17 protein-coding genes and 1 other RNA gene are annotated in these 19086 nt (G+C 63.4%); 6 read left to right on the top strand and 12 right to left on the bottom strand.

Annotated elements, in window-relative coordinates:
• Nucleotides 1-264: 264 nt before the first annotated feature.
• Nucleotides 265-1194: a tRNA (adenosine(37)-N6)-dimethylallyltransferase MiaA gene (gene miaA / locus M6D32_RS19000; RefSeq protein ID WP_298259010.1), complete on the bottom strand. Its 930-nt coding sequence runs from the start codon at nt 1192-1194 to the stop codon at nt 265-267.
• Between miaA and serB the strand changes: the two genes are divergently transcribed.
• Nucleotides 1193-2089 (top strand): phosphoserine phosphatase SerB, encoded by an 897-nt coding sequence (gene serB / locus M6D32_RS18995; RefSeq protein WP_298259008.1) that lies wholly within the window; start codon nt 1193-1195, stop codon nt 2087-2089. The two genes, miaA and serB, sit on opposite strands and share 2 nt — an antisense overlap.
• 193 nt (nt 2090-2282) lie before the next feature.
• Here serB and M6D32_RS18990 read toward each other — a convergent pair whose 3' ends face one another.
• From M6D32_RS18990 to M6D32_RS18950, 9 genes are all read right to left on the bottom strand, one after another.
• Nucleotides 2283-3782 carry a Do family serine endopeptidase gene (locus M6D32_RS18990; protein WP_298259006.1) on the bottom strand — a complete coding sequence of 500 codons (1500 nt, stop codon included), beginning with the start codon at nt 3780-3782 and terminating at the stop codon, nt 2283-2285.
• 613 nt (nt 3783-4395) lie between these two features.
• On the bottom strand, nt 4396-4596 hold the full coding sequence (locus M6D32_RS18985) for a DUF2065 domain-containing protein (RefSeq protein ID WP_298259004.1): 201 nt from the start codon (nt 4594-4596) through the stop codon (nt 4396-4398).
• A gap of 68 nt (nt 4597-4664) precedes the next feature.
• Nucleotides 4665-5588, bottom strand: a complete 924-nt coding sequence (gene hflC / locus M6D32_RS18980; protein WP_298259002.1) for a protease modulator HflC — start codon at nt 5586-5588, stop codon at nt 4665-4667.
• Complete coding sequence (gene hflK / locus M6D32_RS18975; protein ID WP_298259000.1) at nt 5585-6739, bottom strand: FtsH protease activity modulator HflK; 1155 nt, start codon at nt 6737-6739, stop codon at nt 5585-5587. Before hflK ends, hflC begins: the two co-directional genes overlap by 4 nt.
• A gap of 188 nt (nt 6740-6927) precedes the next feature.
• Nucleotides 6928-7431, bottom strand: a complete 504-nt coding sequence (locus M6D32_RS18970; protein WP_298258998.1) for a dihydrofolate reductase — start codon at nt 7429-7431, stop codon at nt 6928-6930.
• A complete protein-coding gene (locus tag M6D32_RS18965; protein WP_298258996.1) occupies nt 7431-7916 on the bottom strand; it encodes a GNAT family N-acetyltransferase in 486 nt (161 codons plus the stop codon). Before M6D32_RS18965 ends, M6D32_RS18970 begins: the two co-directional genes overlap by 1 nt.
• Nucleotides 7913-8707, bottom strand: coding sequence for a thymidylate synthase (locus tag M6D32_RS18960; protein WP_298258994.1), 795 nt, complete (start codon nt 8705-8707; stop codon nt 7913-7915). Before M6D32_RS18960 ends, M6D32_RS18965 begins: the two co-directional genes overlap by 4 nt.
• Before the next feature lie 329 nt (nt 8708-9036).
• Complete coding sequence (locus M6D32_RS18955) at nt 9037-9573, bottom strand: chromate transporter (protein WP_298258992.1); 537 nt, start codon at nt 9571-9573, stop codon at nt 9037-9039.
• Nucleotides 9570-10166 (bottom strand): chromate transporter, encoded by a 597-nt coding sequence (locus M6D32_RS18950; protein WP_298258990.1) that lies wholly within the window; start codon nt 10164-10166, stop codon nt 9570-9572. Before M6D32_RS18950 ends, M6D32_RS18955 begins: the two co-directional genes overlap by 4 nt.
• A gap of 113 nt (nt 10167-10279) precedes the next feature.
• Between M6D32_RS18950 and ssrA the strand changes: the two genes are divergently transcribed.
• The 5 genes from ssrA to M6D32_RS18925 all read left to right on the top strand — a co-directional run bounded on the left by ssrA (nt 10280) and on the right by M6D32_RS18925 (nt 13510).
• Nucleotides 10280-10646: a transfer-messenger RNA gene (ssrA, locus tag M6D32_RS18945) on the top strand.
• Nucleotides 10647-10790: 144 nt separating this feature from the next.
• On the top strand, nt 10791-11300 hold the full coding sequence (locus M6D32_RS18940) for a ClpXP protease specificity-enhancing factor SspB (protein ID WP_298258988.1): 510 nt from the start codon (nt 10791-10793) through the stop codon (nt 11298-11300).
• A gap of 52 nt (nt 11301-11352) precedes the next feature.
• Nucleotides 11353-12768: a class II fumarate hydratase gene (fumC, locus tag M6D32_RS18935; protein ID WP_298258986.1), complete on the top strand. Its 1416-nt coding sequence runs from the start codon at nt 11353-11355 to the stop codon at nt 12766-12768.
• A gap of 278 nt (nt 12769-13046) precedes the next feature.
• Nucleotides 13047-13235, top strand: coding sequence for a DUF4169 family protein (locus M6D32_RS18930; protein WP_298259053.1), 189 nt, complete (start codon nt 13047-13049; stop codon nt 13233-13235).
• Nucleotides 13232-13510, top strand: a complete 279-nt coding sequence (locus tag M6D32_RS18925) for a ribbon-helix-helix domain-containing protein (RefSeq protein WP_298258984.1) — start codon at nt 13232-13234, stop codon at nt 13508-13510. The genes M6D32_RS18930 and M6D32_RS18925 overlap by 4 nt, the downstream gene beginning before the upstream one ends.
• Before the next feature lie 129 nt (nt 13511-13639).
• Here the strand turns inward: M6D32_RS18925 and M6D32_RS18920 are convergent, their stop codons facing one another.
• Together M6D32_RS18920 and M6D32_RS18915 are read right to left on the bottom strand one after the other, a co-directional pair.
• Nucleotides 13640-17365 carry an AsmA-like C-terminal region-containing protein gene (locus M6D32_RS18920; protein WP_298258982.1) on the bottom strand — a complete coding sequence of 1242 codons (3726 nt, stop codon included), beginning with the start codon at nt 17363-17365 and terminating at the stop codon, nt 13640-13642.
• 330 nt (nt 17366-17695) lie between these two features.
• Nucleotides 17696-18928, bottom strand: coding sequence for a cytochrome P450 (locus M6D32_RS18915; protein ID WP_298258980.1), 1233 nt, complete (start codon nt 18926-18928; stop codon nt 17696-17698).
• Nucleotides 18929-19086 lie beyond the last annotated feature (158 nt).

Here is a 19086-nt window from a genome sequence, read left to right as displayed (position 1 = left end):
GATGCGCCTGGGTACTACGGCAATAAGGAGTTTGGTAATAATGTTGCGCATAGAACCGCTGATACTTCCCAAAGGTTGCGCGAACATACCGGTCGGGCAGCGAAAGTCAAGCGGCTGGCGGCCTATCGCGCTTCAATTGCAACTGTAACCGGCTTCCCGCCATTCGGCGAGGGTGAAAATGCTGCAATCGCGGAAAAAGCGCGAGAGCGGACACCGCACACGCCTGTTGTCGTCCCCGCGCACCGCAGGGACGACGAGAAACGGCTATGAACCGAGTTTCGCCCCCACCCACGCCCCCGCCGCCTCCGGTGCGACCCATTCGAATTCCGGCAGTTGGTGCCGAAACCAGGTGAACTGCCGCTTGGCGTAACGGCGCGTGTCGGCGCGGCCGATTTCGCTGGCTTCTTCGCGGGTGATTTCACCTTCGAGGTGACGGATCAGCGCCGGCACGCCATGCGCCTTCATCGCCGGCAACAGCGGATCGAGCCTGCGCGCCGCGAACTGGGCGACCTCCTCCAGCGCGCCTGCTTCAAGCATCGTCTCGAACCGCGCATCGATGCGCGCGTAGAGCGCATCGCGGTCGGGCGCGAGAAACAGCGCCCGGAACGAGCCCGGGGGCAATAGCGGCGGCAGGCCCTCGCGGTGCCAGTCCATGAGTGAGCGCCCGGTCGCCTCGATCACTTCCAGCGCGCGTGCGATACGCGTGCGGTCGCGCGGCTTGAGCCGTTCCGCGTAAGATTGATCGCAACGCGCAAGCTCCGCATGCAGCGCCTCGACGCCATCGCGTTCGAGGCGCGCGCGCACGGCCTCGCGCACTTCTGATGGGATCGGCGGAACCGCCGACAGGCCCCGTGTCAGCGCCTTGAAATAAAGACCGGAACCGCCAACAAAGATCGGAAGGCGGTTGTGCGCGCGCGCTTCGCCAAGCACTTTGGCCGCATCGCTCACCCAGCTGCCGGCGGAAAAATTCACCGCGGCATCGACATGGCCGTAGAGCCGATGTGGAACCTCGGCCTCCTCGTCCGCCGAGGGGCGCGCGGTAAGCACACGCAGGTCGCGATAGACCTGCATGGAATCCGTATTGATCACCATGCCGCCGGCTTTGCGGGCGAGCGCAAGCGCCAGTGCCGACTTGCCGCTGGCGGTCGGCCCTGCGATAAGCACGGCAGTATTGTCGCAGGCTTGCGAATTCATGTCCCTTGTCGCCACGCTGATCTGCCACCCGGCCAATCCCGCTGTCGATAGCACGGTGCTCGACGGCGCGCGCGCCCTTCTGCCCGCTGCCGGCACGCCGCGATGGCTGTTCGACGAGGTCGCCGCCGACATTCCCTTTGGCGACGGCCGCGAGGACATGGCCGCCATCACCCAGCGCCTGCGCGAGGCGCGCGACGATCTGCCGATCGACATCGTCGTGCAGCCTGTGCTTGGGCGGCGCAAGAAGCTTTTTCTCGCCGACATGGACTCCACCATGATCGGGCAGGAATGCATCGACGAACTCGCCGACTTCGTCGGGTTGAAGGCTCACGTCGCCGCCATCACCGAACGCGCCATGCGCGGCGAGATCGCCTTCGAGCCCGCGCTGCGCGAGCGCGTGGCGCTGCTCAAGGGCCTATCGGTCGACGTCGTCGACAAGGTGATCGCCGAGCGCATCACACTTACGCCGGGCGGCCGCGAGCTGGTCGCGACCATGCGCGCGCATGGCGCCTATACCTGCCTCATCTCGGGCGGCTTCACGCTGTTCACGCAGGCGATCGCCAGGAAAATCGGCTTCCAGGAAAACCGCGCCAACGAGTTGATCGTGCGCGACGGCAAGCTGACCGGCGAGGTCAGGGAGCCCATCATCGGACGCGATGCCAAGCTCGCCACGCTCCTCGAACTGCGCGAAGGGTTCGACCTCGACAACATCGACACGCTCGTGGCGGGCGACGGCGCCAACGATCTCGGCATGATCGGCGAGGCCGGGCTCGGCGTCGCCTTCCACGCCAAGCCGGCGGTTGCGGCAGCAGCAGCAGTGCGCATCGACCACGGCGATCTCAGCGCTCTTCTCTACGCGCAGGGTTTTACGCGCGAGGAGTTTGTCGGGGCGTGATTCTTGATCCCTCCTCCACGAGCGTAGCGAGTAGTGGGGTCCGAGGCGAGCGAAGCTCGCTCTCGAGGTGGCCGAGCGCAGCGAGGTCGGGTGGGGCCGCCGTCGTTAAGACACCCGCACCCGGCATATCGCGCCAACGCTCGCGATATGCCACCCTCCCCACGCGTTCCGCGGGGTAGGGATAAGAAAAAGGCTACTGCACGGCGAGCGCGACGAAGCGCAATTCGCCGCTGGCGTTCGAGACCAGAAGCAGCACGGATTTCTTGCCATCCTTCTTCATCTGATCGATGCGCTTCTTGATATCGGCGGCGTTGGCCACCGCCTCCTGCGCGACTTCGACAATCACGTCGCCGGCCGAGAGCCGCTTGTCGGCGGCGTCGGAGGCATTGTCGACGCCGGTGATGAGCACGCCCTTGACGCTGTCCTTGATCTTGTAGCGGCTGCGCAGGTCCTTGCTCAGATTGGCCAGGTCGAGCCCGAGCGCCTTTTGCGTCACCAGCTTTTCCGGCTCCGGCGCCGACTTCGCGGCAGCCGGCTGCGGCTTGTCGTTGTCTTCCAGGCGGCCGAGCGTCACCCGCCTGGTCTGCTCTGCGCCTTTACGGATAATGACGACGTCGACTTCCTTGCCGACCGCGGTGTCGGCGACGATGCGCGACAGATCCTTCGGGTCCTTGATGTCGTGGCCGTCGAAGGTGACGATCACGTCGCCCGGCTCGATACCGGCGGGCTTCGCCGGGCCCTTGTCGTCGATGCCGGCGATCAGCGCACCGCGCGCGGGCTTGATGCTGAGGCTTTCGGCGATCTCGTCGGTCACCTGCTGGATGCGCACGCCAAGCCAGCCGCGGCGCAATTCGCCGAACTGGCGGAGCTGGTCGACCACGCCCGCTACGGTCTTGGATGGCACCGCAAAGCCGATGCCGATCGAGCCACCGGTCGGCGAGATGATCAGCGTGTTGACGCCGATCACCTCGCCGTCGAGATTGAACAGCGGCCCGCCCGAATTGCCGCGATTGATGGCGGCGTCGGTCTGGATGTAGTTCTCGTAGGGACCGTTCGAGATATCGCGGTTGCGCGCCGAGACGATGCCCGCGGTCACCGTGCCGCCGAGGCTGAAGGGATTGCCGATCGCGATCACCCATTCGCCGAGACGCAGTTTGTCGGAATCGCCGAACTTCACCGCCGTCAGCGGGTGCGGCGGCTTGAATTTGAGCACCGCGAGATCCGTCCGCTTGTCGACGCCGACAATCTCGGCTTTGATCTTGGTCCCGTCGTTCAGGATCACGTTGATCTCATCGGCGTCCGCAATGACGTGATTGTTGGTCACGACAATGCCTGACGTGTCGATGATGAAGCCGGATCCGAGCGAGGTGGTCTTGTGCGGCTGCAAGTCGCCGCCGCCCTTTCCGCCGCGGTGGTTCTTGAAGAAGTCGTCGAAGAACTCCTCGAACGGCGAGCCCGGCGGCAGTTGCGGCATCGCGCCCCGGCCTTCGCCGGGACCGCCCTTGGCCTCGACGGTTTGCGAGGTCGAGATGTTGACCACCGCATCGATCACTTTCTCGGCAACATCTGCAATCCCGTCGGGCCCCCTCGCCATGGCCGGCGCCGATGGGATCAGCAGGGTCATCGCCCCGAGGCAGGCCGCCGCCAGCACGGGGCGCAGGCCATGACGAAAGGCTTTGGTCGTTACGGTCATATCGGTTCTCTCTCGTCGAAGGAGCAAAGTTCGGCGGCCTCATGCCGCCGGCCTGAAGTTCCTGCACCGCGGATTTCATCCAGGGACTTCAAGGCGGCGCCAGAACTACAATCTTGTCGGCGCCTGTGGCTTTCCCAAGTTCGTGAAACCGGCTGCCGCGATCGAGCACGAACCCGGAAAGGCGGGCAGCAGTGGTCCAATTCTATCATTCGCGTCCCTTCTCAGCAGCCGCTTTTGCGAATGATAGAATTAGAAGGACCACTGACAAATATAGGTTTCTAGTGGAGTTTGGGATTTGACATTCGCTTCTCGAACTCGCGGCCAGACGGGTAGCGAATGTCAAATCCACTCCACTAGTGCGGTGAATTTGAAGTTCCTATCAGTTTCGCGGTAACCTCGTCATAGGAACTTCAAATTCTAAACCGCACTAGAATCATATAGTTGGCTAGTGCTCCTTCGATTCCGAAGTTCGTAAACGTGGAGCCACAATATGAGACGAACTTCGGAATCGGAGCACTAGAGTGCGCCCGAAGGGGTGAGCGCGCAAGCATTTGAACCTCCGATTTCGGCGAAAACCGGACGTCGCTCACGAACCATCCCGGAATGACATATGTTAGCGGCGGATCAGCCAGATCACGATCAAGCCCACGACCGCCGAGCCGATACCGACCGCCCTGAGAATATGATCGGGTGTCTCCAGCGCGCTTTTCATCGCCCGCTTGAGCCAAACGGGAGCGGCCGCGAACATCAGGCCTTCGATGACAAGCAGGATTCCGACGCCGACGAGGAAGTCAGAGAACGCTATGGACCTCATCGGACAGGAGCCTCCCGCTTGGACTTGTTCTGGCATGGCCGAAGCGGTTTGGCGCTTCGGCCTCACGGTCATGGCTTGGCTGGCGCCGCCGCTGCGGCTGGCGCCGCGGCAGGTGCTGGCGGCTTGCCGCTGGCACCTCCGAAGAACCTGAAGAAATCCGAATCCGGCCGCAACAGGAGCCGCGTATCGTTGCCCTTGAGGGCCGTTTCATAGGCCGTCATCGAACGATAGAACGCGAAGAAATCCGGATCCTTGCCATAAGCCTCGGCAAACAGCCGGTTGCGCTCGGCATCGCCTTCACCGCGGATTTGCTCGGCCTTCGAATTGGCCTCGGCAACGATCACGGTCGCTTCACGGTCGGCGTTCGACTTGATTTCCTGCGCCTTCTGATTGCCCTGGGCGCGGAACTCGGCTGCCTCACGCTGCCGTTCGGTCTTCATGCGCTGATAGACCGCCTGGCTGTTCTGGTCAGGCAGGTCGGCGCGGCGAATCCGCACGTCGACAACCTGAATGCCGTAGTTGCCGGCTTCGTGGTCAAGCTGATCGCGAATTCGTCCCATCAAGGCTTCGCGCTGGTCGCGCACCACCTGGATCAGCGTGACTTCGCCGAGCACGCGGCGCAAGGCCGAGTTCAACAGCGTCGTGAGCTGAAGATTGGCGGCCTGAATGCTGCCGACGCTCTGGTAGAATTGCAGCGCGTCCTTGATGCGATAGCGCGCAAAGGCGTCGACCACGAGCCGCTTCTGATCGGAAGCGATCACTTCCTGCGCGGGATTCTCCAGATCGAGGATGCGCTTGTCGATCGGGATAACGGTGTCGGTGAACGGCACCTTGAAATGCAGGCCGGCATCGGTGACGACCTGGACGGGCTTGCCGAAGCGGACCACGAGAGCCTGCTCGGTCTGCTGCACGGTGAAAACCGAACTGTAACCGATGATGGCCAGGAGCAAGACGAACAGCAGAACCAGAATGCCTGTGACGGGAGACCTCATCGCGAACCTCCCGTTCCTTGCTGCGGCGTCGGACCTTGCGATCCCTGCCGCTTCGTCAGTTCGCTCAGCGGCAGATACGGCACGACGCCCTGCCCCGACGGTCCGCCGTCATAGATAAGCTTGTCGGAACCGCCGAGAACGCGCTCCATCGTCTCGAGATAGATGCGTTCGCGCGTGACGTTGGGCGCCTTCTTGTATTCCTCATAGACCTTCAGGAAGCGCGCGCTCTGGCCCTTGGCCTCGGCGACCGCCTGCTGCTTGTAGCCTTCGGCGGCCTGGGTGATCTGCGCCGCGCGGCCCCGCGCTCCGGGCACAACCTGATTGGCATAGGTCTGCGCCTGGTTTTGCAGGCTCTCGAGCTCGGTCTTGGCGTTGGTCACATCGTTGAAGGACTGGATGACGTCCTGATTCGGCGGATTGACGTTACCCATCTGCAACTGCTGCACCAGAATGCCCGAGCCGTAACCGTCGAGCACCCGCTGCATCAACTCCTGGACCTCGAGCTGAATCTTGTCCTTGTCATTGGTCAGGATGCCCTGAATGTTCGAATGACCGACGACTTCGCGCATCGCGCTTTCGGCGACGGCCTTCACGGAACCTTCGGGATTCTGGATATTGAAAAGATAATCGGCGGCGCCCTTCGGCTTGATCCGCCACAGCACGGTGAACTGGACATCGACGATGTTCTCATCGCCGGTCAGCATCAGGCTTTCTTCCGGGATGTCACGCGGGACCTCCCGGCCGCCGCGCCGCGGTGTCGCCTCGGAGGAGAAGCCGATGTTGAGCGTCGAGACACGCAGCGCCTTCGGCAGCAGCACGGTCTCGACCGGAAAGGGCAGATGATAGCGCAGCCCGGGCCCGACGGTGCGCTCGGGCTTGCCGAAGCGGAGCACGACGCCGAGTTCATCGGGTTGCACGCGGAACAGTCCGGAAAGACCCCAGATCGCGAGGACGGCGAGCAGCGCAACCGCAATACCAAGCCCGCTGAAATAGCCGCCTGGCAGAAACTGCTGCATGCGGTCCTGGGCGCGGCGGAGAAGATCTTCGAGGTCGGGCGGCCTGGGCCCCCCGCCGGTCGGCTGCGGTCCGGAGCCCCAAGGTCCCTTCGGACCCGAACCCCAGGGACCTCCGCCCTGATTCTTCCACGCCATACAAATCTCCTTCAAGGCCTAAGGGCCACTCAAGCCACTGCCCCGCTAGCGGGCCAAGGCTTTATCGAGGGCTTTATAGGGGACGGCTACTTCCCTTACAACGCGGGCCTTGGCCAGCAGGAGCTAAGCTTGGGCCCTGAATTGTCAACGTAAACATTAGCCGATGCGGTTAATGCGGCTAGCAAGCACTACCGCCTGACGTAAGTAACAAATGAGAAGGCCGCGCTGTCGTCCGGACCGGCCGCGTTTTCGGTCCGCGTCACCTCGTCCCAGGCCGCCTTATCTATTGGCGCAAAACGGGTATCGCCCTGAGGGACGGCATGGACTTCGGTGATCTCGAGGCGATCGGCGAGCCCCATCCATTGGGCATAGATTTCCGCCCCGCCGATCACGGCGATTTCAGTGACGAAACGCCGCAGCGCGTCTCCTCGCGCAACGTCCAGCGCCTGCGCGACCGACGCCGTCACGACGGCGCCTGCCGCCCGGAAATTTGCATCCCGCGTCATGACGATGTTGGTGCGCCCGGGCAACGGCCGGCGCAGCGACAGGAACGTCTTGCGGCCCATCACGACCGGCTTTCCCATCGTCAGCGCCTTGAGGCGCAGCATGTCGGTCTTGAGCCGCCAGGGGATCGCGCCGCCGGCGCCGATCACGCCGTTGTCGGCGACGGCAACGATGAGCACGATCTCCATCAGTACTTTCCTTTGGCCAACGCGTGGAGCGCGGTACCACCGACCTTGCAGACCGTCCACTCGTCCATCATGACCGCGCCGAGCGACTTGTAGAACGCAATCGACGGCGCGTTCCAGTCGAGCACCGACCATTGCAGGCGCGACCAGTTGTTCGCCACGCATTCCCTGGCGAGATGCGACAGCAGCGCCTTGCCGATGCCCTTGCCGCGGGCGGCCTGCCGCACGAACAGGTCTTCCAGATAGATTCCGGAGCGGCCCGAGAACGTGGAGAAATTAATGAACCAGATCGCAAAGCCCGCGACCTCGCCATTCCATTCCGCGATGTCGCAGAACAGCCGCGGGTGTTGAGCGAACAACGCATCAGCGATCATGCTCTCGGTCGCTTCGACCTCATGCAGGAGCTTTTCGTATTCGGCGAGTTCACGGACCAGCGAGAGCACGACGCCCGCTTCACCCGGTCGCACACGGCGAATGGATAAAGTCAAACCGCGACCTCAGCCTTGATATGCGGATGCGGGTCGTAGCCTTCGAGGACGAAGTCTTCGAAGCGGAAGCCGAAGATGTCCTTCACGGCAGGATTGATCTTCATGGTTGGCAATGCGCGCGGCGCGCGCGTCAGTTGCAACCGCGCCTGCTCGACATGGTTGGAATAAAGATGCGCGTCGCCGAACGAATGCACGAATTCGCCCGCCTTCAATCCCGTGACCTGCGCGACCATCATGGTGAGCAGCGCATAGGAGGCGATGTTGAAGGGCACGCCGAGAAACACGTCGGCCGAACGCTGGTAGAGCTGGCAGGATAATTTTCCATTGGCGACGTAGAACTGGAACAGGCAATGACAGGGCGGCAGCGCCATCTGGTCAATCTCGGCCGGATTCCACGCGCTCACGATCAGCCGCCGCGAATCCGGATTGTTCCGGATCATCTCGACCACTTTGGCGATCTGGTCGATCTTGCGTCCATCCGGCGCGGGCCACGACCGCCATTGCGAACCATAGACCGGACCGAGATCGCCATTGGCGTCGGCCCACTCGTCCCAGATCGTGACGCCATGGTCGCGCAGATATTTGACGTTGGTATCGCCTTTCAGAAACCAGAGCAGTTCGTGGATGATCGCCTTCAGCGGTAGCTTCTTGGTGGTCAGCATCGGGAAACCTGCCGCCAGATTGAAGCGCATCTGGTGACCGAAGATCGAGATCGTGCCGGTGCCGGTGCGGTCGGATTTCTCCACGCCGTCGGCCAGAATCCGTTCGAGCAGGTCGTGATACTGGATCATGGGTTTAATGACGTTCCACGGTCGACAGCCGCTTCCAGATACGGCTCACCAGAGCCGAACTTTTAGCGGCGGCGCCTGGCGTTCAAAACGCCGATTCGGCCCTATCCGCTCTTTATACCCTGAAAAGTGAGCATCCGGCCGGGCTATCACAAGCCTGGAAACCGCCGCACTTTCCTCATCCCTCCCCCGCGAAGCGGTGGGGAGGGTCGATGCGAGTGAAGCGAGCATCGGGGTGGGGGGTGCGAGAAGAGCCCCCACCCTGGCCTCCGCTTCGCTTCGGCCTTCCCTCCCCGCACCTCGCTTCGCTCGTGGGGGAGGGAGGAAAGACGTCACCCGATCAGGCCGGCAAAGCCGAGGCAGCCGCCGGCGACCAGCATCCAGAGCGGATTGAGCTTGGTCACGGAGGCCAGCACCGCCGCGCCTGATGTGACGAGGACGGCGACCACGGTGCGGTCGGAGGTGCGCGCCAGGATGAAGCCGCTCGCGCCCATCAGCCCGATCGAGAGCGGCACCAGCGCCGCCTGAATAATGCCAGGCCAGCGCGCCTGGCTCGCGCGGGTCAGGAAGCGGCTGACGATCAGGGCCAGTACCGCGGTCGGCACGCACATCGCAACCGTGGCGACCAGTGCCCCGACAAGCCCCGCCACCGAATAACCGATCAGGGTCACGATCAACACGTTCGGCCCGGGCGAGAGTTGCGCGATCGCGTAGACGTCGGCGAATTGCTTGTCGCTGAGCCAGTGGTTCACGTCGACGGCGACACGGTGCATTTCGGGGATAGCCGAATTGGCGCCGCCGACCGCAAACAGCGACATCACGCCGAAGGTCCAGGCGAGCGTGAGCACCGGATTGGAATCGGAATTCATGCCGCCTGCCTCCGCATCCAATAAGTGATGGCGATAGAGATCGGGATGGCCACGATCAACACCAGTGGCAGCGGCAGGCGCGTGATGCCTATCGCGATGAAAACCACGGCCATGACCAGCAGCGCGGTGACATCGCGCCGCTTGAGCAGCGGCGTCATCATCCGGAACACCACCGCCAGCATCAGACCGATGGCAGCGCAAGCGACCCCGGACAGAATTCGGCGCAGCGCATCGATATCGCCGTAGCGGCTATAGAGCGCGCCCATCACGACCATGATCAAGGCCGGCGGGCCGAGCAATCCCGTGAAGGCGGCAACCGCGCCCGGCAATCCGCGCAGGCGCGAACCGAACACGAAGGTGAGATTGACGATATTGGGGCCGGGGAGAAAATGGCAGAGCGCAAAGGTCTCGTTGAATTCGTCCGCGGTCATCCATTTGTGCTGGTCGACGATACCGCGCCGCGCCCACACCAGGACCCCGCCAAACCCCGCAAGCGACATCTTGGCAAAGGCGACAAACAGCGTGATCAGGCTGGGGGGTGAAGTCGAAATATCCGGCGCTGCGACAGCGGCCGATGACGAATCCGGGGGCATGGCACCATTTAAAGGCGGGCCCGAGAGAGGCCAACCCTTATTCCGGCATATCCACCTTTCTGGATGCCGGAGGCTCCGGTTTGCTCAAAACCATGTGTTTCAGGAGCTTTCCGGCACTGTCTTTCTCAACCTTTGCCCCCTATATTGGGGGTGCCGGCTTGCCGGCTATGGAAATAAATGGCCGTCGCAATAAACCATTCGGACCCGGGGGCAGTACCCGGCGCCTCCACCAAAACCCGAACCATGATGCCAGAAACAGGCGGGCTTCGGCGGGGGCGAAACAGGATCGACGAGGGCGTAAAGGGCGTGTTTTTTCTCGGTATGGTTCCGCCGATATCGGGCCATGCAATAGTTGCAAACGACAACTATGCTCCGGTTGCTCAGGCTGCGTAACGCAGTTTGAAAGACCATCTTAAAGTCCTGGCGGGTTAAGCTCCGTTAGGCGGGGTTCGGAGGCACCTGGCAACAGAAGCCTCCACTTTCCTTTTGTGACCATCCTTTGTTTGCCGGGCTGCTGACCTCCGTCATTAAGCAGGGTACGGTAGTGGACCTCTTCCCCGAGTCGGGCACGGCGGCGGCCGGCTTCAAGGGGAGAACCTTTCAAATCCTGCGACAGGACCGACCATGGCGACCGATCACATCCGATACGACGTACTGGCCCGCGACGCGCTCCGCGGGGTGCTGCGTCGCGTGCTGGCGGATGCCGCCGAGCACGGCCTGCCGGGCGACCACCACTTCTTCATCACCTTCGCCTCCACCGCCGAGGGCGTGAAGTTGTCGCCGCGGCTACTGGCGCAATATCCGGACGAGATGACCGTCATTCTCCAGCACCAGTTCTGGGACCTGATCGTGACGGAGGAGCGCTTCGAGGTCGGCCTGTCGTTTGGCGGCATTCCCGAGCGCCTCGTGGTCCCCTTCAGCTCCATCAAGAGCTTCTTCGATCCCTCGGTACAGTTCGGCCTGCAATTCGAGATGGGCGATGCCACGCCCGCAGCAGCCGCGGATGGAAATGAGGCCACGCCCTCGTCTCCGGCGTCCGTCTTGCCCGCGCCCGAGAAGGAGGCGAAGGACGAGCCGGAAAAGCCCTCCGAGGGAGCCGAGGTGGTGCGGCTCGATCGCTTCCGCAAGAAATAACGAGCGCGACCGGCGATCCGCGAATGCCGCCTATTTTCCATAGGTGTGAGTTATGGCCCGATCGAAAGCTTCCGCGTCCAAACCGACACGCACCGAGACCGACAGTTTCGGTCCGATCGAAGTCGATGCCGTCAGCTATTGGGGCGCGCAGACCGAGCGCTCCCGGCAGAATTTCCGCATCGGCCGCGACCGCATGCCGATCGAGATCATTCATGCGCTCGGCATCGTCAAGCTCGCCGCGGCCGAAACCAATCGCGACTTGCGCCTGCTCGACCAGCGCCGCGCGCGGGCCATCATTCGCGCCGCGCGGGAGGTGATCGACGGCCAGTTGGACGATCACTTTCCGCTGTTGGTCTGGCAGACCGGATCCGGCACCCAGACCAACATGAACCTCAACGAGGTGATCGCCAATCGCGCCAATGAATTGTTGGGCGGCAAGCGTGGCGCGAAATCGCCGGTGCATCCCAACGATCACGTCAACAAGAGCCAGTCGTCCAACGACTCGTTTCCGACCGCGATGCATATCGCAGCCGCCGTTGCGATCACGCACGAACTGCTGCCGGCGCTGACGATGCTGCATCGTGCGCTGCGCACCAAAGAGAAGGCGTTCGGACGTATCGTCAAGATCGGCCGCACCCACACCCAGGATGCGACGCCGATGACGCTGGGCCAGGAATTTTCCGGCTATGCCGCGCAGGTCGAGCACGGCATCGCGCGGATCCGCGTCGCGCTGAAGGAGCTTTACCCGCTGGCGCAAGGCGGCACGGCTGTGGGCACCGGGCTGAATTCGAAGCCGAGATTCGCAAAGACCTTTGCCCGCCACGCCGCGAAGATCACCCGCCTGCCCTTCACCAGCGCTGCCAACAAATTCGAGGCGCTCGCTTCCAACGATGCCTATGTGTTCGCGCATGGCGCGCTGAACGCGGCTGCCACCGGGCTGTTCAAGATCGCCAACGACATCCGCCTGCTCGGCTCCGGCCCCCGTTCCGGCCTCGGCGAATTGATCCTGCCCGAGAACGAACCGGGCTCCTCGATCATGCCGGGCAAGGTCAACCCGACGCAGTGCGAGGCCGTCACCATGGTGTGCTGCCAGGTGTTCGGCAATCAGGCCGCCATCACAATCGCCGGAAGCCAGGGCCATTTCGAGCTGAACGTCTACAAACCGCTTCTGGCATATTGTATGATGAATTCCATACAACTGCTGGCGGACGTGGCCCGCTCATTTACGGAACACTGCGTCGAGGGTATACGCGCCGACGAAAAACGCATTCACGAACTGATGGAGCGTTCGCTGATGCTGGTGACGGCGTTGGCTCCGAAGATCGGCTATGATAATGCCGCGAAAGTGGCCAAATCGGCGCATGGGCGTGGCACAACCTTGAAGGAAGAGGCTGTCAGACTTGGCTTTGTTTCTGCCGACGAATTCGACCGTTTGGTGAAGCCGCGCGAAATGACGCACCCCGGATGAACGGCGCATGGCGCCAATGCAATGTGACCCTTTTTCACGCCGCCTAAAGAATTATGCTTCATTGTCTTTTACGTCGGTGCTTGCCCGTGGTAGAGCAAAAATTATTTCGAACGTGACACGCGACATTTGCGATCGGACTGCATAATGGGGAATCTGATAATGAGGATCGAGCTGGCCTGCGCGTATCCCTCGAATTTGCACGCAACACCAACCTTCCCGCATTCGTCGAATGGCCGCACCGTCTCGATGACGATCATATTTGCATGACGGGGGCCGGCATGGGGGACTTGGTCAATCTGAAGCGGTTCAAGAAGCGCGCGGCCCGGGAGCGGTCCGAGCAGGACGCGGCCGCCAACCGCACGCACTTCGGCCGCACGAGGTCCGAACGCGAACTCGAGGAGGCGCGCAGCGAACGCGCCCGCGAGCTGCTCGATCAACATCGCATCGACGGCGGAGACGCATCATGAAATCGCCCGTCGTGAAACGATCGATCGTGGTCGCCGGCCACAAGACCAGCGTCAGCCTGGAAGAAGCGTTCTGGAACGGGATGAAGGAAATCTCGGGCTTGCGGAACATCACGCTGTCCGAACTGGTCGGCGAGATCGACAGCAACCGCCAGCAGGGCAATCTGTCGTCGGCGATCCGGCTCTTTGTGCTGGACTACTTCCGCTCGCGCGCGCAAGCCGCCGCGTCTTCGGCGGTGGCCGCGGAGCCAAGGCAACAGGTCGCCGACAAGGTCTGAGCAATCGGACTTTGAGGGTCGAAGTCCCAGGACGCCACGCCTGAACGACTTATCTGCGCGACCGGACGCCGGCGAGCGAGCCGCTCGCGCGGCGGAATCGCTGCGGCGCTATTCGCCTTCAGGTCCAAGCTAGAAAACCGGGCGCGGCACGGCCGCGGGCGGCGTCAGCACCAGCGGCGGCCGCGGCTTGGCTGGGCGCGGCGCCGGCCGCACTTCGATCGGCGGAGGCAATGGCGGGGGCAGTTGCTGGGCCTGCTGGCTCACGACGGGCGAATTGCTGGCTGGAGCGGCGTTCACTGCCGGCGCGTTGGCGACAGGCGGAATCGCGAACGGTCGAGGCGCGCTCACTCTCGGCTTTATTGCCGGCGACGCATGGGGCGATTCATTGGGCGAGGTCGCCTCCGGTGAGGTTGGCGACTGCGGCGCAATCGATGCCGGCGTGGCCTCGCCGCGCTCGATCGAATCCAGCCGCTTGGTCTCGCGATCGATCGCCCTCACCGCAAGCCACGACGACAGCGCCGCGACATCGACGGTGCGATTGAGCCTGTCCGGCGGGCCGGCGGCGAAAATCTGGATTTCCGGCGGGCTCGCCTGTCCGGCTCCGACGCCAGGAGCCGCGAGCGTTGCACGAATGTCGGCCTGGTCTGCCGGGATATCGTAGCCACCGGAGACGATGGCGCGGACGCCATCGGACTCGAGCGCGGTCGCGCCGACGCGAAGCCGGCCGTCATGAATCGTAAACGGGATCTGCGCCGATGAGACCAGGAGCGTGCCGCCCGACAGCGCCGGCTCCACGATCTTGCGCAAACGCTGATCGTCGGTCGCCTGTCCTTCGTCGCTGGTACGGATTGCAACATCGAAGGCGCGTGGATCGAGACCTCTGATGCGGGCCGCCTCCAGCGTCACGGTGCCATTTCCGGAAATCGCACCTGTCACCGCGGAAGTGCTGCGCCCCTGGCTCGACAGCGTCATCTGCGCCGAGGTGCGTGCGGCCGGCATGGCGAGTTCGCGGTAATGCAGCGCAGATCCATCGACGCCGCTGAGCGCGACGCGGGCATTGAGCGAAAGTCCGGTGGCACCTTCCCTCGCTTCGACATTGCCGCTTACTTCGCCGCCACCGATTCGGCCCTTTATTTTATCGACGACGAGCGATTGACCGTCGCCCTTCACGGTGCCGCTGAGCGGACGCAATTCGCTGCCGCCCGGCAGCACGCCGCGCAGGGCCTGAAACGCGATCTGTCCGTGCCAGTTTTTCACGAAGCCACTGCCGAAAGGCTCGGAAACGTCGCGGCCGGCCGCTCCGATCATCAGGCCCAGGGCCGGCTCCAGATCCAGCGTGTCGAGGCCGAGTTCGCCGTCGATGTTGCGATCGCCATCCAGCGTCATCGCGACGCGGCCGCGCAGCCGCGAGCCGGCCATCCTGCCGTCGATGTCGTCAAAGGTCACCTTGCCGCTGGCGAGTGCGATCCGTGTCGTCAGCCCGACATCCTGCGCGAGCTTGTCCGACGGCTTGAGGTCGAACAGCGGCGAAAGGTTGAGGCCATGGGCCTTCAGCGAGAGGTTGGCTTGAGCGGCCTTGAGGTCCAGCGCCTTGAAAGGATCGGCGGTGCCCTGCGTTTCTGCCTCAAAGCCCGCGCCGGTGAGATCGATCTTGATGCGAAGCGGCTTGCCCCAGACGCCGCTCATCGATCCCTGAAGCTGCGCAGGTCCAGCGCGGGCGGCGATTACGCCGTCGAGCCCGAGCAAGGTCAGAAGCGGCGCGCCCTCTTCCGAGGAAAGCCTGGTGTCGAGCGCGATTTCGCCATGCATGAGCTTGTCGAGATCGGCATCGCGCAGGCTCGCCGTCCCCGGCTTCGCCGCCAGCGTGATGGAGCCCTTGAATCGAGGTGCGTCGAGATCGATCGAGGCGTGCGCATTGGTGCGATCGGCGTGGCCCGCTTCCTTGTCGATGGCGAGCGCCAGCCTCGCATGCGCCGGGCCCGCGCCGAGCTTCATGGCGTTGAGCCGCGCGGCAAGCTGCGGCCACAGCGGCGCGATGGTGCCCGCGATCTGTGATAGCGACGCCGCGCTTGAATCGAGCGCAAGCCTGCCGGTCGCATCAGTGCGGTCGAAGGCGCCCTTGCCTTCCAGCATGACGCCCGTGGTCTCGCCGATCTTCAGTGAGTCCAGCGTCCACGTCTTCGGGTCATAGCCGAGCTTCGCCGCAAACGGATGCAGGTCCTGGCCGGCCGAGATGGCATGATCGATCTGCAGCGAAAGCTTCGCCCGCTCCGGCCAGTCGCCCTGTGGACCGAGCACCGCGCGTGCAAAGGCGGCCGCGGAATCGATGTCGAGGCGCCCGGCCTTCAGCGCGGCATCGAGCGCGGCGCCGTTCCGGGAGTCATGCGTCAGGGCGATCCGCCCCGCGACCGTTCCACCATCGAGCTCGCATTTGACGTTCTCGATCACGAAGCTGTTGCCGGCAATATCGACGTCGCCGTTCAGGTGAAACGGATTCTGGCTGCGATAGGCGGGCTCGCTCCGCCCCTGCATCCACATCACCAGCGTGTCGGGATCGGACGATTCGATCGAAAGCGCGCCCTTGAAATGACCGGACTTCGTGTCCGGCGCCTGGCCGCTCAGCAAGATATGGGTGGCGCCGGGCGCGCGCACGTCGAGGCGATCGACCGTCCACGACTTGCTATCGGTGCGCAGTTCGGCCTCGACATTCTGCAGGCTGCGGCCGCCGAGCACGATCTGATCGGTGGAGAATTCCAGCTTGGCCGGGATCGGCGATTCCGGGAGGGCACCCATCAAGCTGCGCAGCACCGGCAGCACCCGGACAGGTTCGACGCTATTGTCCTTGCTGTCGTTTGGCTTGATGCCGCCGGACTTGGCCGCGCCCGGGGCGGGCGCGGTTTCCTTGCCCGCAAATCGATCGGCGTCGAGCTGCCGCGCGAACAGCGTCGCATGCAGCAGCGGCGAGGCTCCGAAACGAAGGTCGCCAGCGCCGGCAAATTTGAGCGCGGCGTCCTCCGCGCCGTAACTCGCCTCGATCTGCGCGAACTTCGCCACGTCATGGTCGGCCTTGACCTTGGCGGAGATCCGCCACGGCGGGCTCGGCGCGGCGCCCTTGTCTCCCTTGGCGGCGGCCCCGGCGGTCCAGGTGACGGTGCCCTCAAAGTGCGGAATGCGCCTCTCAAAATTCAGGACGCCGTCGAGATCGGCCGACAGCGGACGCTGACTGGAATCGACGACCAGGTGCAGCCGGGTGCCATCGCCATCCGCGTTCTGGCCGGACGAGACGCGGAACGGATAGCGGCTTCCGGATAAGGTGAAACTGCCGTCGCCGCGCAAGGAGCCGGCGAGAGAGCGGACGTCGCCCGAGAAGGCGATCTCGTCGAGCTCGAGCGTGCGATGGCTGAGCGCATCATGCAGTGCGACGCGGCCGGTGAGGTGCAGCTTGTCGATGGAGAGCGAGCCGAGGTTGAACTTTCCGCTTCCCGTCGGCCAGTCGATCGCGCCTTTCGGATCAAGCCCAAGATCGAGCGCCATGCCGCCGATCGTGAGTTCGGTGGCGCGCCATTCGCCGCGCATCAGCGAACTGAGGCTGAATTCGACGTCGAGCTTGTCGGCCCGCACCTTGCCGAGATCGTTGGCGCCGCCGACCACCACCGAGCGCAGCCGCAAGGTCGGCGACGGCAACAGGCGCGCCTGAAGCTCGCCAGCCACGCGCACCGGCGCGCCGATCACCTGCGTCGCTTCGGCCTCGAATTGCGGCCGGAACTGATTCCAGTCGACGAAATACGGCCCGACCAGCGCCGCGACCAGCGCAATGATGAAGGCAATCGCCAATCCGAGCAGCGTCGTCTGCACGGTGTCTCCTCTGGAGGACGCAGGACTTGCACCTAGTGGTCCGATTCTAACATTCGCATCCCTTCGCAGCGAGGCACTTTTGCGAATGTTAGAATCAAAGGACCACTAGCAACTTATTGATTTGAGTAGCGGCTTTGAATTTGAAGTTCCTATAACGAACTCACGGCGAAACTGATAGGAACTTCAAATTCGCCGCACGAGCGCCTCTCGCGCCACAGGCCCAAAGCCAAGCCTCAAGCCCAATAATCAATCATAAACAGCGGCATGCCGCAGCGCCCATATATAGAGAGAACTGTGGCGAAGTCACAGCGACTTAAGCCTGAGAACCGTTCACCAGCTGGCCGGCAACCGCGTCAGACCGCGTAATACGAAGGTCGGACGCCATTCCGGGTTCTCTGCGTCGTCGAGCCGCAGGTTCGGCAGGCGCCGCAGCAGGGTCGAGATGGCGATTTCGGCTTCGATCCGCGCCAGTTGCGCGCCGAGGCAGAAGTGGATGCCGCCGCCGAACGACAGCGGACGCACGTTGGGCCGGGCAATATCGAGCCGGTCCGGTCGATCCGGATAGACGGCCGGATCGCGGTTGGCGGAGCCGAGCAGGCAGAGCACGCTTTCGCCCCTGCCGATCCTCCTGCCGCAGAGATCGTCGATATCTTCCAGCGTCACCCGGCCGGTCATCTGCACCGAGGAATCGTAGCGCAGAAATTCCTCGATCGCGTTCGTAATGAGTTCGGGCTTCGCCTTGAGCAGCGCGAGCTGGTCCGGATTGCGGTAGAGCGCCAGGAGCCCGTTGCCGATCAGGTTGACCGTGGTCTCATGGCCGGCGCCGAACAACAGGATGATGTTGGCGGTCAGTTCCTCATTGGTGAGCTTGGAACCGTCCTCTTCGGCCTGCACCAGCTGGGTGGTCAGATCGTCGCCCGGTTGCTTCCGCCGCAACTCGAACAGCTGCTGGAAATACATCTGCGCCATCGCGTTGCCGGCGTTGCCTTTGGCGATTTCGTCCGGCGAGAGCGGCACCGGATCGAGAATGCGGCCGCCGTCGCGGGTGCCGGCATAAAACGTCGCGCGGTGTTCCTCGGGAATGCCGAGCATGTCGCAAATGATCGTGACCGGCAGGCGAAACGCATAGTCCTCGATCAGGTCCATATGCCCCTGCGGGATGACGCGATCGAGCGTCTGGTCCACCACTTCCTGGATGCGCGGCCGCATGTCCTCCACCCGCCGCGCGGTGAAGGCCTTTACCACCAGGCCGCGCAGCCGGGCGTGATCCGGCGGATCCTGCTGCAGCATCCAGTGGCTCATCGAACGGAAGATCGGCTCGTCCATGATCTTCGGCCCATAGCGCCGCACCGACCGCTCGACAAAGTCCTTGCCGAAGCGCTTGTCGCGCAGAACTTCGGTCACGTCGGCATGGCGGCTAACCAGATACATGCCGTGCGGCGTGACGTGGACGGGGTCGACCCGGCGCAACACATCGTAGTGCCGATACGGATCGCGGATGAAATCGGGCGACAGCGGCTCGAACACCGGCGCGGTGACCTCGGCCTGGGCATGCTCGTTCATGCGTGTCTCCCTCCGGTTTACCGGGAATATAGGAGGGTTATAGCAGTAGATGAAGGTCTTGAGACCGCCGGACAATCACTTTGCTAGTGGAGTGGATTTGACATTCGCTACCCACCTGGCCGCAAGTCCCGAATGCGAATGTCAAATCCAAAACTCCA

Origin of the sequence: Bradyrhizobium sp., from assembly GCF_027307225.1 — a bacterium.
Classification (GTDB): Bacteria; Pseudomonadota; Alphaproteobacteria; order Rhizobiales; family Xanthobacteraceae; genus Bradyrhizobium.
This window is presented reverse-complemented; position numbering and strand designations above follow the sequence as displayed.

Bases quoted from the DNA above. Each gene is read 5' to 3' on its own strand.
- serB (WP_298259008.1), top strand. From the start codon at position 1,193: ATGTCCCTTGTCGCCACGCTGATCTGCCACCCGGCCAATCCCGCTGTC.
- miaA (WP_298259010.1), bottom strand. From the start codon at position 1,194: ATGAATTCGCAAGCCTGCGACAATACTGCCGTGCTTATCGCAGGGCCG.
- M6D32_RS18990 (WP_298259006.1), bottom strand. From the start codon at position 3,782: ATGACCGTAACGACCAAAGCCTTTCGTCATGGCCTGCGCCCCGTGCTG.
- M6D32_RS18985 (WP_298259004.1), bottom strand. From the start codon at position 4,596: ATGAGGTCCATAGCGTTCTCTGACTTCCTCGTCGGCGTCGGAATCCTG.
- hflC (WP_298259002.1), bottom strand. From the start codon at position 5,588: ATGAGGTCTCCCGTCACAGGCATTCTGGTTCTGCTGTTCGTCTTGCTC.
- hflK (WP_298259000.1), bottom strand. From the start codon at position 6,739: ATGGCGTGGAAGAATCAGGGCGGAGGTCCCTGGGGTTCGGGTCCGAAG.
- M6D32_RS18970 (WP_298258998.1), bottom strand. From the start codon at position 7,431: ATGGAGATCGTGCTCATCGTTGCCGTCGCCGACAACGGCGTGATCGGC.
- M6D32_RS18960 (WP_298258994.1), bottom strand. From the start codon at position 8,707: ATGATCCAGTATCACGACCTGCTCGAACGGATTCTGGCCGACGGCGTG.
- M6D32_RS18955 (WP_298258992.1), bottom strand. From the start codon at position 9,573: ATGAATTCCGATTCCAATCCGGTGCTCACGCTCGCCTGGACCTTCGGC.
- M6D32_RS18950 (WP_298258990.1), bottom strand. From the start codon at position 10,166: ATGCCCCCGGATTCGTCATCGGCCGCTGTCGCAGCGCCGGATATTTCG.
- M6D32_RS18940 (WP_298258988.1), top strand. From the start codon at position 10,791: ATGGCGACCGATCACATCCGATACGACGTACTGGCCCGCGACGCGCTC.
- fumC (WP_298258986.1), top strand. From the start codon at position 11,353: ATGGCCCGATCGAAAGCTTCCGCGTCCAAACCGACACGCACCGAGACC.
- M6D32_RS18930 (WP_298259053.1), top strand. From the start codon at position 13,047: ATGGGGGACTTGGTCAATCTGAAGCGGTTCAAGAAGCGCGCGGCCCGG.
- M6D32_RS18925 (WP_298258984.1), top strand. From the start codon at position 13,232: ATGAAATCGCCCGTCGTGAAACGATCGATCGTGGTCGCCGGCCACAAG.
- M6D32_RS18915 (WP_298258980.1), bottom strand. From the start codon at position 18,928: ATGAACGAGCATGCCCAGGCCGAGGTCACCGCGCCGGTGTTCGAGCCG.